The sequence below is a fragment of the Bacillus sp. UNCCL81 genome (assembly GCF_900112535.1).
Taxonomy (GTDB): domain Bacteria; phylum Bacillota; class Bacilli; order Bacillales; family Bacillaceae_G; genus Gottfriedia; species Gottfriedia luciferensis_B.
Map to the genome: position 1 here is coordinate 120,885 of NZ_FOMF01000011.1, position 16,493 is coordinate 137,377.

A 16,493-nucleotide genomic window follows, 5' to 3' on the forward strand; every position below is an offset into this window, starting at 1 on the left:
TTTTCCGAGTAAATGAAAATTTATCCTTTTTTAAACATAAAAAAAAACACTACTTAAATAAATTAAGTAGTGTTCATTTTTTATAAATTATTTAGCAGCTTGGTATAATTCTTCTACTTTTTCCCAGTTAACTACATTCCAGAATGCACCAACGTAGTCAGGGCGTTTGTTTTGGTAGTTTAAGTAGTAAGCATGCTCCCAAACATCTAAACCTAAGATTGGAGTTTTACCTTCCATTAATGGTGAATCTTGGTTAGCTGTGCTAGTCACTTCTAACTCACCATTGTTTACTACTAACCATGCCCAACCAGAACCGAAACGAGTTAATGCAGCTTGAGTGAAAGCAGATTTTAACTCATCTAAGCTACCGAATTTAGCGTTAATTGCTTCAGCAACTTCTCCAACTGGAGTGCCAGTGCCTTCTGGAGTTAATAAAGTCCAGAATAAGCTATGGTTAGCATGTCCACCACCATTGTTACGTACAGCTGTACGGATACCTTCTGGAAGTGCATCTAAGTTTGAAATTAATTCTTCAATTGAAGAAGCAGCTACTTCTTTACCTTCTAAAGCAGCGTTTAAGTTTGTTACATATGTATTGTGGTGACGATTGTGGTGAATATTCATTGTTTCTTTATCAAAGTGTGGCTCTAATGCATCATAAGCATAAGGTAATTGTGGTAATTCAAATTTTGACATTTTTTATTTCCTCCCAAAGATAATAGTGAATTTCAATTTAAAGTTATCAAATATACTGAAAGATTTCAATAGTAATGCTCAGAAAAGGGAAAGAAAGTAAAAAAGATTAATTTTTGGAAGAAAAATTATTCTGGACCGTAAGCATTAAAATCATCCTTTATTAATTTAAAAACTAAAACGAAAAAAGTCTTCAACATGATAGTTGAAGACTTTTTCACTAATTAAGGAGTAAGAGGGATTCGAACCCCCGCGGGCTGTTACACCCCTGTCGGTTTTCAAGACCGATCCCTTCAGCCGGACTTGGGTATTACTCCATAATAAAATATTGGTAGCGGCGGAGGGAGTCGAACCCACGACCTCACGGGTATGAACCGTACGCTCTAGCCAGCTGAGCTACACCGCCAAAATATATAAATGGCTCCGCAGGTAGGGTTCGAACCTACGACCACTCGGTTAACAGCCGAGTGCTCTACCACTGAGCTACTGCGGAATAATTCTTGTTGTCCTTAAGACAATATTTAATTTACCATGTTTCAAACTAGACGTCAACACTTTTTATTATTTTTTTATTATTAATTTATAATAACTATTTTTTAGTGAAAATAAATTGGTTTAAAGGGGTTTAAAGCCAAGCTTAAATACAATTCTTAAAACCATTGTCTTACTCTTCTTATTTACTCTTATCATTTTAATTAAAGTTTAATATTCAATTACCAAAAAAAGATTATAATATACAAAATAGCCCGAAAGTTACATAATAAATTTCGGGAAGTGAAATAACATTAAATAAGAAAGGATGAGTTTATGAATATATTTAAACAATTTTGGTTTAGTTTATACTCTCCAAAAACAATATCAAGATATAGACTCCAAAAAATCGGTAAAACAATCTTTTTTCTTTTCCTACTTGCAATTTTATATACTCTTCCGGGTTTCTTTTCATTTGAAAAAAACGTGAAGCTTCAGGTGAACAATGTTTCTCATTTGCTTAAAGATAATATCCACTCAATTTCTTTAAACAAAGGAGCTATATCAATAAACGATAATACGCCGTTCGAACGAAATATCGGCGATTATAAATATGCTTTTTATCCAAATGAAACAGTTATTCCTTCAAAATTAAAAAATGAACAATTTACTGTTGTTGTTTTAAAAAATAGAGTAATTATCAAAAATGATAAAGGCGAGCAAGATTTCCCTTACCCTTCATTAAAATCTAAAAAAATAAACAAAGCAGACGTTTCAAATTTTATTAAAAATATAAAAGAAGCTCTTCCAGTATTTTTAATCGCATTATTTTTCTTATTTTATTTAGGATCTTGTATCTTCATATTTATAGTTGCTACATTATTAGCGTTTTTAACAGCTTTATTTAAGTCGACTAAGCACTTACCCTTTAGACAACGCTTTGCAATGGTTTCATATAGCTTAACACTACCGACTGTTATCTATTTATTGCTAGGATTATTGAAAATCAATATACCATTCCAAACATTAATTTTTATTTTAATAACAGTTGTTATGTACACTTTAACAATTAAAAATTTACCAACTAAAAAATAATGTTTACTGAAGTGTGTTTCACACTTCTTTTTTTTGCTAAAATATTTATTAGTCCAAGCTCCTAATAGGAATATTCGTTGTGGACAAGCATATAGTCTACAAAAGGAGTGATTATTAATGAAAAAAATAGCTTTTTTACTTGGTTCTTTATTGCTTGCATATATAATATTCTTTGATTTACAAGTAGGGACGATCCCAACTAAACATATTGCTACAGTGGCAAAAGCAACAAAATCTGAAACAAAATCTGAAACAAAATCAATCTCACTTCCAAAATATGAAAAAATTCAAGTTAAAAACGGTGACACTGTTTTAGGAATTATCGAAGACCTTAACCCCGATTTTAACCAGCCAATTAGCCAAATTACAAAAGATTTTAGTGCATTAAACAATGGTCTTTCACCTACTAAAATTCAAAGTGGAAAATCATATAAATTCCCAATTTACTCTCCACAAAAATAAAATTTGTGATATATTTCTTTAGAACCAGTTGATAAAATGAGTAATCATGAAGAAAATATGATAATGTAGATTTATACAAAATAGAAATAAAGTTATTTTTGAAGGAGCGAGTTACTCGTGAACGAAATTACACATAGAAGTAAAACACGTGCAGTTAAAGTAGGTAATGTGGTTGTTGGTGGAGCAAATGAAATTTCGATCCAAAGTATGACTACAACAAAAACACACGATGTTGAAGCAACAGTTGCAGAAATTAAACGACTTGAAGAAGCTGGATGTCAGATTGTTCGAGTGGCAGTACCAGACGAAAGAGCTGCAAATGCAATCGCTGATATTAAAAAACAAATTAACATACCACTTGTTGCAGATATACACTTTGATTATAAATTAGCCTTAAAAGCAATTGAAGGCGGAGTAGATAAAATAAGAATTAATCCAGGTAATATCGGTCGTAAAGAAAAGGTTGAAGCAGTAGTAAATGCTGCTAAAGCTAAAGGAATTCCGATTCGTATCGGTGTTAATGCTGGTTCATTAGAAAAACGAATCTTAGAGAAATATGGTTACCCAACTGCTGATGGAATGGTTGAAAGTGCATTACATCATATTAAAATCCTTGAAGATTTAGATTTCCATGACATCATCGTTTCGATGAAAGCATCAGATGTAAACCTAGCAATTGAAGCTTATGAAAAAGCTTCAAAAGCATTCGATTATCCTTTACATTTAGGTATTACTGAATCAGGTACTTTGTTTGCTGGTACTGTTAAGAGTGCCGCTGGTTTAGGTGCGATCATTAGTAAAGGGATCGGAAATACAATGCGTATCTCATTAAGCGCAGATCCAGTTGAAGAAGTAAAAGTTGCAAGAGAATTACTTAAATCTTTCGGTTTATCATCAAATGCTGCGACATTAATTTCATGTCCTACATGTGGTCGAATTGAAATTGACTTAATTAGTATTGCGAATGATGTTGAAGAATACATTTCAACATTAAAAGTACCAATTAAAGTTGCCGTTCTTGGATGTGCAGTAAACGGTCCTGGTGAAGCACGTGAAGCAGATATCGGTATTGCTGGAGCTCGTGGTGAAGGATTACTATTCCGTCACGGGGAAATCGTACGTAAAGTACCAGAAGCAACAATGGTTGAAGAACTAAAACGCGAAATCGACATCATTGCCAAAGAAAAACTAGCTGAACTAGAAGCAGCAAAAGGTTAATAATAACAAAAAGGTTAAGGACATTGCTCCTTAACCTTTTTTATACTTTTCTAATCTTGTCAGATCGAATAATCTTGAGGAATAAATACCTTCAATTCATTTGGACGGACAAATACCCTTTCTCCAAGTTGAATATTTAGCTCGTAAAATAATTCGTTCATGAGTTCAATTTCAACATAATCATTTGTATCCTCTCGTAGAACCTCCACATATACGATTGGTCCTACAGCATGAATATGGGTTACGATTGCACTGATCGACGTTTGATTTGTTTCAAACTTTTCGATTGTAATTTGATGAGGACGAACATAACCGGTAACCTCATTATGTTCTTTATGTTCATGTTCAACTAATTCTGGTAACGGAATTTCTAATCCTCCACTTATTAAGCTTCCTTTATTTATCCTTCCATGAAATAAATTTACTTTGCCAAGAAAATCATAAACAAACGGACTTGCTGGTGTATGGTAAACTTCCTCAGGTGTTCCGATTTGTTCAATCGTCCCGCCATTCATAATGACAACTCGATCTGCAACTTCAAGTGCTTCCTCTTGATCATGCGTTACAAATATACTCGTAATATGAATTTCATCATGGAGTTTACGTAACCATCTTCTTAAATCCTTTCTCACTTTTGCATCCAATGCCCCAAATGGTTCATCTAATAATAATACACTTGGTTCAACAGCCAATGCTCTTGCTAATGCAACACGTTGTCTTTGGCCACCAGATAATTGAGAAGGAAATCGATTTGCAAAGCTTTCTAATTTTACTAAAGATAGTAATTCCATCACTTTCTCATTAATTTTTCTTTTTAAAGGACGTGTAGCTCTTGGTCTAACCTTCAAACCAAAAGCAATATTTTCAAAAACAGTCATGTGCTGAAATAAAGCATAATGCTGGAATACAAATCCTACATTTCTTTCTTTCACTTGCACATTTGCTACATCCTGATCTTCAAAAAATATTTCACCCAAATCTGGATTCTCTAAACCGGCAATGATTCGCAACAATGTTGTTTTACCAGACCCAGATGGACCTAATAAAGCAACTAATTCCCCTTTTTTAATATTTAAATCAATTCCTTTTAAGGCAGTTTCATTTTCATAACTTTTCATTACATTTGAAACTTTAATTGACATACAATCCTCTCCTATTGTTTCTCTTCCTTTAGAACTTTCCATTCAATAATATTTTTAATAACTAATGTCAGAATCGCAAAAATGGACATGAGTGACGCAACTGTATATGCTTGTGGAAATTGGTACTCATTATATAAATTTTCAATTTGAAGTGGCATTGTAATTGTTTCGCCGCGAATATGTCCAGATACAACAGATACAGCACCAAATTCTCCAACCGCTCTTGCATTGCATAATATAACGCCATACAAAAGTCCCCATTTAATTTTCGGAAGTGTCACCTTCCAAAAAATATGCCATCCGTTCGCACCCAAAGTTAGCGCAGCCTCTTCTTCAGCACTGCCTGTTGCCTGCATAACCGCAATTAATTCTTTCGCAACAAAAGGCAAAGTGACAAAAATTGTTGCTAAAACAATTCCAGGTGTTGAAAAAATGATTTTCAAATTATGTTCCTTTAACCAACCACCAAAAATCCCATTATTCGGACTAAATAATAGAACAAATAAAAATCCTGCTACAACTGGCGACACTGCAAAAGGTAGTTCAATTAAAGTTACTAATATATTTTTTCCTTTAAAATTAAATTTCGTTGTAGCCCAGGCAATCGAAACACCAAAAATTGCATTAAGCGGTAACGTAATAATCGTTACCAAAAACGTCAATTTAATTGCTGCTAACGTCTCATCATTTACAATCGCTTCTTTATAAACTCCAAAACCATCTTGTAAGGCCTTTATAAAAATTGAAACTAATGGAAGAAATAAAAATAACGCTAAAAAAAGTATGACAATACTAATTAACATGATCTGAATCGTATTGCCGTTCAATTTTGCTCTTTTATCAGTATTAGCATTCACTTCTAGTTCTCTCACAATCTTAAATTCTCTTTCCATTCTTAACCCTTACCCCCTTGAACAAAAGCACGATTTGCGTATCTTTGAAAAATACTAATGATCAATAAGAGTAAAAAAGAAGTTACTAATAACACAACAGCAAGTGCGGTTGCACCCGAGTAATCATATTGCTCTAATTTTGTCATAATTAACAAGGGTGTAATTTCAGTCTTCATTGGCATATTTCCCGAAATAAACACGACAGACCCATACTCACCTAAGGATCTTGCGAATGCTAAAGAAAATCCAGTCAATAATGCTGGTAAAATCCCCGGAAAAATTACTTTCCAAAAAATTTGAAAACGGTTTGCACCTAGACTTGCTGCTGCTTCCTCAACATCTTTTTGAAAATTTTCAAGAACAGGTTGAACCATCCTAACTACAAATGGTAACCCGATAAATGTAAGAGCTATAATAATCCCAAGTGGTGTATAAGCTATTTTGAAAGAGAAAAATTTACCAACCCAACCATCAGGAGAATACAATGTAGTTAAAGTAATACCAGCAACTGCAGTCGGTAATGCAAAAGGTAAATCAATGAATGCATCTACAATTCGTTTACCAGGAAAACGATAACGTACAAGCACCCAAGCTACTAATAAACCAAAAACAGCGTTAATAATCGCAGCAATAAAGGCAGTTCCAAAACTTACTTTATAAGACATTAGTACTCTATGTTCACTAACAATTTTTATAAATTTTGACCAACCTATATCGAAAGAATGCAAAAACAGCACCGATACCGGAAGAAAAATAAAAAAACTTATATATAATATTGAAAATCCAAATGTTAATCCAAATCCAGGTAGGATTCTTTTCTGCTTCTTAAACAAATTTTGTCAATCCTCCTTAAAATAAAAATCAAATAAAGAAGACTTGGCTTAAGCTCTAGTAAAACGCCCAATAAAGTCCAATGTCCTCCTTATTTTCCACTTACGTGATTATTGATAAATTTGGTCAAATACTCCACCATCATCAAAATGCTTCGATTGAGCTTTACCCCATCCTCCGAAATCTTTATCAATTGTTAACAGTGGCAGGCTAGGATATTGTTCACTATATTTAGCGAGTATCTCTTTATCTCTTGGACGATAATAATTTTCGGCGATGATCTTTTGACCTTCTTTGCTATAAAGATAAGATAAGTACGCCTTTGCTACTTCTTCGGTTTTCTTTTCCTTCACATTTTTATCAACAACCGCAACAGGTGGCTCAGCTAGAATACTAATCGAAGGATATACAATTTTATATTTCCCCTCACCTAATTCCTTCTCTGAAAGTAATGCTTCATTTTCCCATGCAATTAACACATCTCCAATTCCTTTTTCAACAAATGTAGTTGTTGAACCACGTGCACCAGTATCTAATACTGGAACGTTTTTATATAATTTCTTCATAAACGCTTTTACTTTTTTCTCATCGCCATTATATTTTTTGTCTGCATAGCCCCAAGCAGCTAAATAATTCCACCTTGCACCACCCGAAGTTTTTGGATTTGGAGTAATGACTTGAACTCCTTTTTTCGTTAAATCATCCCAATCCTTAATATTTTTCGGATTTCCTTTCCTTACTAAAAAAACAATTGTTGATGTATAAGGAGTTGAATTGTATTTAAATTCTTTTTGCCAATTAGGGGATATTAGTTGTGCCTTTTCATTGATCGAATCAATATCATATCCAAGAGCTAGTGTAACTACATCAGCATCTAAACCGTCGATTACTGCTCTAGCTTGCTTTCCAGAACCACCATGAGACTGCTTAATTGTTACAGTTTGGTGATGTTCTTTTTCCCAATATTTACTAAAAGCTTTATTATAATTTTCATATAATTCACGAGTTGGATCATAAGAAACATTTAACAATTCCACTTTTTTATTTGCCGCTTCAGTATTAGTAGCCTCAGATTTATCATCCTTCAAGGTCGCATACAATACTCCCGAAACTGCTAATACAACAACTACTGAACTAATAACCCATTTCTTTGCCCCCACAATAATCTGCCCCTCTCAATTTCAATTTTCCGATTTTTATTTGTACCCACCTCTACACTTCAACACATTAAAATCTCCCCTTTAAGGCACAAATGTAAAGAAAACTCGTCGATTGCCTAGCCTTTTAGGCGAAGGCAGAGACGTAGTTGCACTTATACTTTATTCCTATAATTGGCCACTACGCCGAGTACTCCTCATCGCTGCCAATTTATCCTTTTTAAAGTGCAAAAAGACCCTTAACTAATGAAAATAGTTAAGGGCCTTTGGTCTTCCAATCAGCCATATTGATTTTTTATATAAGCTTAATAATAAACAGACTATTCCTATGTGTCAACTATGATTTTAGAAAATTTTAAATTATTTCTCTTATTTTTAACTTTTTATACAATCCTCATTGTATACTCATTATATTTACTATTTACATTAAATTTTATGGAGGATTTCATGCTAATTGAGTCATATTTTAAACACATCCGTTTAAATAAACCCCAAACAATTTCATATTCCTCATTAAAACAAATTCATAAACACCACTTACTTTCAATACCATTTGAAAATATCGATATTATTTCTCAAATACCGCTCTCAATGAATCCTTCTGAAATTATGAAAAAAATAGCAAATGGTAAGCGTGGTGGGATTTGTTTTGAAACGAATTCATTACTTTTTTCAGTTCTACAGGAATTAGGTTTCAATGTATCATTTATTTCAACTAAATTTTGGAATGAAGAAAAACAGTGTTGGAATCCCGAATTTTCACATTTATCAATATTAGTCAAAATTGACAATCAAAACTATCTCGCAGACGTAGGAATTGGTGGCGGTTTTTTAGAACCACTCTTGCTTCGTGACCATTATGAATACTCAGATTCAAATGGATCCTATCGAATGATTAAACAAGACGATTCGAATTTCATACTTCAAAAATTCAGTGGAATTTGGAAGGATTTACTTTTCATTTCAACTATCCCAAAACAGCTCCAACAATTCGAAGAACAATTTCTATACTTCCAAACTAGTAATGAAACAATTTTCACCCAATATAAAATCGTCAACTTATTAACGAAAGAAGGAAGAATTTCATTATCAGATCACCAATTAAAAGTAACGAAAAATCATAGAATCTGTCTAACTGAAATAAAAAGTCAAAATGAGTGGCAATCCATTTTTAATAATCTATTTAATCAAAAAGCAGAAATAAAAGGTTAAACGATTTTGCCATACCTGAATATTTCCCTTTTACTCCCTTTACTCCTAAAACTTCTAATAAATTAGTTAATTTTGCACAAATTAACTGTAATCGAAGTGAAGGGAGCAAATAAATTGAAAAATCGCGAAAAGCAAAACAGCAATATAAGAGAAAGAAGAGAAGACGAAATAAATAATATAAATCAGAGCCAAAAAAATAACCAACCACTTCCTCAGGCAAAGGATATTGAAGAAATAGAATATTAAATAAAAATAAACCTTCTTTTTTAGAAGGTTTACTTTATGTCATCTCATTTTACTAATCATATGAATCACTTCTTCTACTATATAAGGCACTTCTTCAAAAGCATTTCTAATATGTAATCTCTCCGTTAACTTATGGGCATCTTTTCCGAACGGTCCGATATTTAATACAGGCGCATTTAATTTTTCCATTAAACTAAAAGGTAAAGTATAACTATCTCCCCATACAGGTGTGTTCAACTCGAATGCTGTCCAGCCGCCAGTCGAATCACTGTAATTAACATAACTTAAGTCGCTTATTCCATTAAAATAGTGAATACGTTTTACAGGTAAATTAAACTGGTTATTAGCAAGCTCAGAAGAAAATTTAATACACTGCTCTACCAACTCATCTCCAGTAGAATTTATTGCTGGATAGTAAGGTGGCGCAAATAATATGATAATAGCAGGTGCAAGCTCCTGACATTCAATCATTAAATTGTCTGCAATTCTAAAGGACTTCTCACGATCATCCCACTCACTGTGCGAATGAATTTCTTTTTTTAGGTTCAACATATATTCTTCGCCGAGCTTTTTTATTGCATATTGCTGCAAGTCTGTATATTGGATAACTTTTACTTTTCCAATTGGATTTACATTATGTCTTTTACAAATATTTTCATATTCAAAATTACATTCTTCAGCAGCTTCGTGTGCTATTTTTTCGAATAAATTAAAAACCTCAGAAGCATTTCTTTTCATTAAAAACACATTGTATAGCGCACATGAACGAAAAGGTGTTTGAGTCGAATACTCTAACCTCAAGTCCTTCTGCTGTAGTGTAACTGGTAACGGAGTCTTCTCACCAAAATCAGTCTCTTGAAACTCCTCATTCCACTCCATTTTTCTAGTTAAAAAAGATGCAATATATGGAGATGTTATGCCACTTAATGGTTCCCCAGCATGAGTTTCTTTTCCATAAAATAATGCTGCTGGCATAATTTTACCAATTGTACCAGAGTAAATATAATACTTTGGATCTCCTGGTTCTTGTGAGAATACGGGCTCACCATTTAAAAATAACTTAAAATTCAAATCATATTCTTCCTGTAGATTGACAAGTGTTGAGACCGCGTCACGCATTCCAGCCGAATTTACCTCTTCGTCAGGAACAGTTAATAATAAAAGATTAATTGGCCATTCCTCAATACTAGCTTTCTCAATAAGACTCATATGCATCGCAAGTCCCATTTTCATATCCATCGAACCACGACCAAATATATATTCACCAGAATTCAAATCATTTTGAACTTCTTTCGAAAATTCATTTAACCGTTCATGAAAAGCATTTGTTAAATCCTCAATTTTTGTAGACAGATGTTCAAGCTCACCATATTCTTCTGTATTTACCGTATCAAAATGACTGATTAGACAAATGGTATCTTTTATATCTGGCCTTTTATACAATGCAGTTAAAAATTTCCGACCTTTATCTGAATCATGTAACTTCAGTTGATGTGGTAGGTCTTTAAAATATTGCAAACCAGATAGCTTGTTAAATAAATTAATTGGAAATTGCCGTTCCCCATCTGTTAACGTTATACTTTTCCAACTAACTAGCTCTGTAAGTAATGTTTTCAAGTTTTCAGGTGAATTCCATAGCATCTTATTCATATCTGTCCCCCATAATCATTCTGTAGTTTAAGTTTCAATATCTCTAAGATTGTTAATAGGTAATTCGATCAATATCTCACCTATTCTAGAAATGTAACTTAATACCTTTTTTTAAGAGTAGAAACGATAAAAAATAAAAAACCATCTATTACTAGATGGAAAAAATTAAAAGCAGTATATTGTCAGAGTAGTCCTTAAAACTTAATCTAATTACGAGCGCTTGGCAGGCTGTCTGACGCTTAATATTGAGCACCATTTATATTCCATACAATAAAAGTACACACAAAAATTAGTCCAAATAAGAACATCAATATAAATCCCGATAATTTTGCTAACCCTTTTTCTTCTTTTATAATTGCTATTACACCTGTAATTAAGCTTGCAAAAAGACAAATATAATAAATATAAAATGATAAAACTTTTATTGTATTTAAAGTTTCGATTGTAAATGCAAAAATTGCACTTATTAAACTCCCCAAAACAAAAAAGTATGCTAACTTACCAATTTTTTGGCTAAACTTTATTACGCCATTTGTAATAATTCCAAAACAACTAATTAAGGAAAGCCAAAAAATTCCTTCTAAGATTCTTCTACTAACAATTGGCAATGGCTTAGCAAAATGTCCTATTAATGAAATAAATATGACAAACAATAATATGAAGACATTTCTTCTATATTTTTTGAGCTCCTGCAAACCACTCAGCCTCCTAGGCTATAAGTTTATTAAACATCTTGCCCCAATGCATACTATTCAACAATAGAGACAATTCCCCTCTATTTAACAGATAAATTAATAAAAAAAAGAACAAAAGTTCCCGTTTCATGTCGAAAAACTTTTATAAAGCCCATATTGCAAACGTATGTTCTTTATTTTATAATTTAGATATGGATAGAATAGAATATGGTACTGGATAGACAGGCGTTCAGAATATTTGAGTCATATTTCTTTCAAATTAAGGAGTGAAGTGGACATGTCATTAGAATTAATCCCTTATTTAATCATGGATGGAAATGCTCAAGAAGCAATCAATTTTTATGAAAAAGCACTTGATGCAAAGGTATTATTTAGTCAAACTTATGGAGAAGTTGGAGACGATTCAGAAGGAAAAATACCGTCTGATGCTAAGAATTTAATTATGCACGCAACGATCCAAATCGGAAAATCCGTATTAATGCTTTCAGATACTTATCCTGGTTACCCGTTCCAAAGTGGAAACCAAGTAACAATTTGTATTTCCACAAATGAAATTGAAATTTCAAAACGATTTTTTGAAGGCCTTTCAGAAGGTGGCGAAGTAGAATTACCTTTACAAGATACTGGATTTAGCCCATGTTACGGTAAAGTAGTAGACAAATTTGGCGTACTATTCCAAGTATTTACACACCCTGCTGGACAGCAATAATCTTATTATTAATTCCTCACCTATTCTTGAATACATTGCTTGTTTAATTTTACATATTTCTAAACTTCCAGGTACCAAAAAATTAAAATTTTTAGTTAGAAATTTATACATAATTTACAACAAAAAAACGACTCGGCAAAATATGTCTGAGTCGTTTTGATAAATTATATTCTTCTTTGGATATACCTTACAACGTTCGTAACTAATTTTCTTGGCATAAATCGAACAGAATTTGCTAGTATTTTATTCGTCATTCCTGGAATCACAATTGTTTTTCCACCTCTAAATCCCTTATATGCTACTTTAGCAACATCTTTTACATTCCCAACGCCACTTTGGAATAAATTTGATTCATGCATATTAGCACGTTTTCCAAAATTAGTTTCTGTTGCACCAGGACAAACAGCCGTTACATTAACATTTGTTCCTTTCAGTTCATTGGAAAGTGCTTCAGTAAAAGAAAGAACATAAGACTTTGTAGCATAATAAACAGCCATTAATGGTCCAGGTTGAAATGCTGCAGTGGATGCAATATTCATTACTCCACCTTTATTTCTTTCAATCATCCCTTTTAAAAACAGTTTTGTAAGATGTGTAACTGTACGTATATTTAAATCAATCATGTTTAACTCTTCGTCTAAACTTGTAGTTGCAAACTCCCCAAATAATCCAAACCCAGCATTATTCACTAAATAATCAATTTGTATATTTTTAGCATTTAGTTCCTTTTGTAAAGAAACTATTTCCTCTTCCTTAGATAAATCCTTTGAAAATAGTTGAATCTTTACTTTCGACATTGATTCAATTTCACTTTTTACTTTCATTAAATTATCAATCGATCTTGCTACTAAAACTAAATCGAATCCATCTTTTGCAAATAAAATAGCTAATTCTTTACCAATTCCTCCAGATGCCCCTGTAATTAATACGGTCTCGTTTGTCTTCATCATTTTTTCTCCTTACTGTTCACACTTATATTATTTATCGATTAATCCTAATTGAGATTATATGTTTAAACATTTAAACATATGGGATGAAACTTACTATACCTTATAAAAGATAAAAAGACAATCATATATTGCCCTGAGAATGTTAAAATAAGCAAGCATGCTTAACTTATTTCACAAGTTTCTTTTCAATCTGCTCTGTTAAAGCAGATTCTTGATTTTCTTTTGAAACTAAATGGCAGTAGATAACACAATAACTGATTATTTATATTATCTTAAATTAGGAGTGAACTATAATCAATACGATTATAAGAATAACAGGAATTGCTTTATTTATTATAAGTATACAAGTTTTAATTAGGGGTATTGTTCCTAGGTTCAATAGCTATCAGTTTAAATTCAAATTTATTTTATCACTAGTTCCAGATCAGTATGCTTTATTAGCTTATATCATTATCCTCATTATTGGCCTTTTCCTTATAACTATTACAAAAAAATTTGATAATGAGTAAAAGGATTATCAAAGCAAGGTAAAGTTATTGAACTAACTCATTGATTTAGTTATATAAGATATTAGGAGTGAGTTGGAAGAAATGGATATGATAATTAAGGAAATAAATGAACTTTTTCTGACCTTAAATTTTAATAAAATAGTGATTAATGATATAGAAAACTTTGAATTCAATGGCGAGTATTATATGCTAACAAATTCTGGAAGTAACTACTATCTAGAATGTGTGTGCATTATCATTAGAAGAAGCATATGAGGATTTGGAGGCATATTCTTCAAAACTATATTCATTTGATGAATTAAAAGTAATTATTAAGAATGATATTACGAAACTCTTATTCAAATAATGCAATGCATTGGTTAAAGATCACGAGTTGTTCACAGCTCGTTTTTTTATTCAACAAAATGGCAGATTAGTACAATAAGGAATTTGCAAACTTATAGTTAAAAATGGAAAAATATATTAATGTTAGTAGTATCATCTTAGGAAAATCTTCTTAGTGAATATAATAAATTGAGTAACTAAAGGAGAATAAAAATGAAAAAAATTCTTTTGTTTTCAGTAAGTTTTATCATATTATTTGTTGCTTTAAATGTATTCTCAGGTATGCTTTTAACGGTATTTTATCAGCCTGATATAGCTAATTAATGGAGTAATATTTCAAAATTGCCAAATGAGGTTGTTTTTGTGGAAAATTCATCTGTATCTCCATTCATTATTACAATGTTATCGGTTATTATCGCATTTGTTATACAAAACCGTTTTGCTAATGCTAATTAAAATATAATTGAGTTAACTAACTAATGCGATTCTTCAATAACGAAGGAACGTTTAATGAACTACTTCATATGTCCATAAATCATCTTTCATAGTTCTTAATGAAGTAATGAAACTACCTTTTTTCTTTATTTCAGTAGGAGAGATCACGAGTTGTTAACAGCTCGTTTTTTTTATGCAACAAAATGGCAGATTAGTTAAATAAGGATTTCGCTAAAAATAGTAGTTCTTTTTCTTCATGTAATAGGAAAATATCTTCCAATTGATTCATCTTTAGGTTCGTAGAAGGAAGTTGTATTGCTTGAGTGGAATGTAACTTTAGAAAATAATTAAAAAAAGGAGATTTATATGAGGAAAATTTTAATGATGTTTTGTTGTACACTACTTTTATTTGGTTGTTCGATGAACTCGAAAACAGAAAGTAAAGCTAGTCAAACTGTTGCAATTGTTGCCGTTACGTCAGTTAACACAATTGTTTATACCTCAAAAGAAAACAGTGACCAATTAAAAGAAATTGAAAAAGGGTTTGACGCAAAAAAGGTGCAATCTGGACAAAACGAAACCCCAACGACTGATTTAACTCTCTCGTTTATCAATGATTCGGGTAAAAAAGTGGAATACAATGTGAACTACAAACAAAATTTAGTAACTGCTTTAGGTGGAAAAGTATACAAACTTGATTCTAAGACAATCCAATCTCTTCAAGAACAGTTTATGAATTAATTATGTTCAACTAACGCAGTGCATTATTTGATAAACGTGATCGACGATTTTGTCGGTCCTTTTTTATTGAACAAAATGGCAGATTAGTTCAATAAGAAAAAGAAAATTTTCACTATGGTATATCATTTCAGGACTAATTAATTGGTATAATCATATAGAATTAATTTTAATTAAAATACAATTTAATAAAGGGGTTCAATATGACTAAAATGAATTTACCGTATGGAGTAACAGGGGGATATTACATGCCTGGAGAGGATCCTGAGCCACCCTCAATAAATAAGTTCGATTTTTATGAAAGATGTAAAAAAATAGCATTAAAAAAACATATACAATATGAGATATTAAGATATTTAGAAGAAGATTGTAATAATTTCTATGCAGTAAAGTTTTTCTTTCTACCCCAACCTATATATGCAGTTGTAAATGCGGCACATCCATTTATAGCATTTTGTCTTGATGATGAATACAGTAAATTTGGAAACTCATTCCCATTGTATTTTATCGACTATGAAGAGTTGGCAGAAGAGTTTTCGGGGTATACAGTTATGAAAGTAATTGAATTGAACAAGCAATTTAATATTGAAGAACATGAGGAGTTAAGAAATATTCGTACTATTAAAGAACAAGTCAAATATTGGAACCCTATAACAATTGGTGATGTAATGTTTAATTATTGGGATTAATCTTGGTATCGCCTTTAAATTTCGTATAAATCAATTTAAATAAAGCTTTTTCTTGTTCAACTACTATGAAAATAAACTTCTGTAAATTCGATAAAAAGGCAATACTAAATAGAAGCAGCTCATTCGTTTTTTAAAAAAAGAGGAGCGACTTATTGTTGGTGTTTATGGACTGATCAAATAGATTAAGAGGCTTCAGTTATTGATACGGAATAGCCTAAGTTTTCTAATCTTCGTACCGAATGGCGGACAATTGATTCCTGTCTTTGTTTATCAAAATAATCTTCGCCTAGGTCGACATACATTTCTTTTCGGGTTAAAAGGTAATATGCAATTCTTAACATCGCATGGGCGACAACGATTGCAGCTTTACTTTT

Annotated in this window: 16 protein-coding genes, 3 tRNA genes and 1 pseudogene; 8 read left to right on the forward strand and 12 right to left on the reverse strand. The window is 31.9% G+C overall.

What is annotated here, in order from left to right; all coding sequences use genetic code 11:
* Positions 1–87: 87 nt before the first annotated feature.
* The 4 genes from BM319_RS20415 to BM319_RS20430 all read right to left on the reverse strand — a co-directional run bounded on the left by BM319_RS20415 (position 88) and on the right by BM319_RS20430 (position 1,186).
* Entirely contained in the window at positions 88–696 is a 609-nt protein-coding gene (locus BM319_RS20415) for a superoxide dismutase (RefSeq protein ID WP_091024430.1), read from the reverse strand.
* A 224-nt stretch (positions 697–920) separates the two neighbouring features.
* Positions 921–1,010 (reverse strand) — tRNA-Ser (locus BM319_RS20420).
* A 12-nt stretch (positions 1,011–1,022) separates the two neighbouring features.
* Positions 1,023–1,099 (reverse strand) — tRNA-Met (locus BM319_RS20425).
* 12 nt (positions 1,100–1,111) lie between these two features.
* A tRNA-Asn gene (locus BM319_RS20430) sits at positions 1,112–1,186 on the reverse strand.
* 314 nt (positions 1,187–1,500) lie between these two features.
* On the opposite strand from BM319_RS20430, the gene BM319_RS20435 reads away from it, so the two are divergent.
* From BM319_RS20435 to ispG, 3 genes are all read left to right on the forward strand, one after another.
* Positions 1,501–2,259: a DUF1189 domain-containing protein gene (locus BM319_RS20435; RefSeq protein WP_091024431.1), complete on the forward strand. Its 759-nt coding sequence runs from the start codon at positions 1,501–1,503 to the stop codon at positions 2,257–2,259.
* Positions 2,260–2,376: 117 nt separating this feature from the next.
* A complete protein-coding gene (gene yqfZ / locus BM319_RS20440) occupies positions 2,377–2,721 on the forward strand; it encodes a protein YqfZ (RefSeq protein WP_091024432.1) in 345 nt (114 codons plus the stop codon).
* A gap of 117 nt (positions 2,722–2,838) precedes the next feature.
* Entirely contained in the window at positions 2,839–3,939 is a 1,101-nt protein-coding gene (gene ispG / locus BM319_RS20445; protein WP_056475001.1) for a flavodoxin-dependent (E)-4-hydroxy-3-methylbut-2-enyl-diphosphate synthase, read from the forward strand.
* Between the two features lie 59 nt (positions 3,940–3,998).
* Here ispG and BM319_RS20450 read toward each other — a convergent pair whose 3' ends face one another.
* From BM319_RS20450 to BM319_RS20465, 4 genes are all read right to left on the reverse strand, one after another.
* Positions 3,999–5,081, reverse strand: a complete 1,083-nt coding sequence (locus BM319_RS20450) for a sulfate/molybdate ABC transporter ATP-binding protein (RefSeq protein ID WP_091024433.1) — start codon at positions 5,079–5,081, stop codon at positions 3,999–4,001.
* An 11-nt stretch (positions 5,082–5,092) separates the two neighbouring features.
* The gene (gene cysW / locus BM319_RS20455; protein ID WP_069034140.1) at positions 5,093–5,974 is read right to left on the reverse strand and encodes a sulfate ABC transporter permease subunit CysW; all 882 of its coding nucleotides are present in this window, start codon (positions 5,972–5,974) and stop codon (positions 5,093–5,095) included.
* Between the two features lie 2 nt (positions 5,975–5,976).
* Positions 5,977–6,807 (reverse strand): sulfate ABC transporter permease subunit CysT, encoded by an 831-nt coding sequence (gene cysT, locus BM319_RS20460; RefSeq protein WP_069034141.1) that lies wholly within the window; start codon positions 6,805–6,807, stop codon positions 5,977–5,979.
* Between the two features lie 108 nt (positions 6,808–6,915).
* Positions 6,916–7,968, reverse strand: a complete 1,053-nt coding sequence (locus tag BM319_RS20465; RefSeq protein ID WP_069034142.1) for a sulfate ABC transporter substrate-binding protein — start codon at positions 7,966–7,968, stop codon at positions 6,916–6,918.
* Positions 7,969–8,409: 441 nt separating this feature from the next.
* Here BM319_RS20465 and BM319_RS20470 point away from each other — a divergent pair, with 441 nt between their 5' ends.
* Both BM319_RS20470 and BM319_RS25155 read left to right on the forward strand, forming a co-directional pair.
* Positions 8,410–9,174 carry an arylamine N-acetyltransferase family protein gene (locus tag BM319_RS20470; protein ID WP_069034143.1) on the forward strand — a complete coding sequence of 255 codons (765 nt, stop codon included), beginning with the start codon at positions 8,410–8,412 and terminating at the stop codon, positions 9,172–9,174.
* 114 nt (positions 9,175–9,288) lie between these two features.
* Positions 9,289–9,420, forward strand: a complete 132-nt coding sequence (locus BM319_RS25155) for a hypothetical protein (RefSeq protein ID WP_286143856.1) — start codon at positions 9,289–9,291, stop codon at positions 9,418–9,420.
* Positions 9,421–9,459: 39 nt separating this feature from the next.
* Here the strand turns inward: BM319_RS25155 and BM319_RS20475 are convergent, their stop codons facing one another.
* Positions 9,460–11,070 (reverse strand): M20/M25/M40 family metallo-hydrolase, encoded by a 1,611-nt coding sequence (locus BM319_RS20475; RefSeq protein WP_091024434.1) that lies wholly within the window; start codon positions 11,068–11,070, stop codon positions 9,460–9,462.
* Positions 11,071–11,309: 239 nt separating this feature from the next.
* Positions 11,310–11,765 (reverse strand): hypothetical protein, encoded by a 456-nt coding sequence (locus tag BM319_RS20480; protein ID WP_069034145.1) that lies wholly within the window; start codon positions 11,763–11,765, stop codon positions 11,310–11,312.
* A 277-nt stretch (positions 11,766–12,042) separates the two neighbouring features.
* Between BM319_RS20480 and BM319_RS20485 the strand changes: the two genes are divergently transcribed.
* On the forward strand, positions 12,043–12,474 hold the full coding sequence (locus BM319_RS20485; RefSeq protein ID WP_069034146.1) for a VOC family protein: 432 nt from the start codon (positions 12,043–12,045) through the stop codon (positions 12,472–12,474).
* A gap of 164 nt (positions 12,475–12,638) precedes the next feature.
* On the opposite strand, the gene BM319_RS20490 is transcribed toward BM319_RS20485, so the two are convergent.
* The gene (locus BM319_RS20490; RefSeq protein ID WP_217493001.1) at positions 12,639–13,421 is read right to left on the reverse strand and encodes an SDR family NAD(P)-dependent oxidoreductase; all 783 of its coding nucleotides are present in this window, start codon (positions 13,419–13,421) and stop codon (positions 12,639–12,641) included.
* A gap of 1,637 nt (positions 13,422–15,058) precedes the next feature.
* Here BM319_RS20490 and BM319_RS20495 point away from each other — a divergent pair.
* On the forward strand, positions 15,059–15,433 hold the full coding sequence (locus BM319_RS20495) for a hypothetical protein (protein ID WP_069034149.1): 375 nt from the start codon (positions 15,059–15,061) through the stop codon (positions 15,431–15,433).
* A gap of 200 nt (positions 15,434–15,633) precedes the next feature.
* Entirely contained in the window at positions 15,634–16,119 is a 486-nt protein-coding gene (locus tag BM319_RS20500) for a hypothetical protein (RefSeq protein ID WP_139116359.1), read from the forward strand.
* Between the two features lie 182 nt (positions 16,120–16,301).
* Here the strand turns inward: BM319_RS20500 and BM319_RS20505 are convergent.
* Positions 16,302–16,493: pseudogene (locus BM319_RS20505) on the reverse strand (IS110 family RNA-guided transposase); the annotation flags it as partial.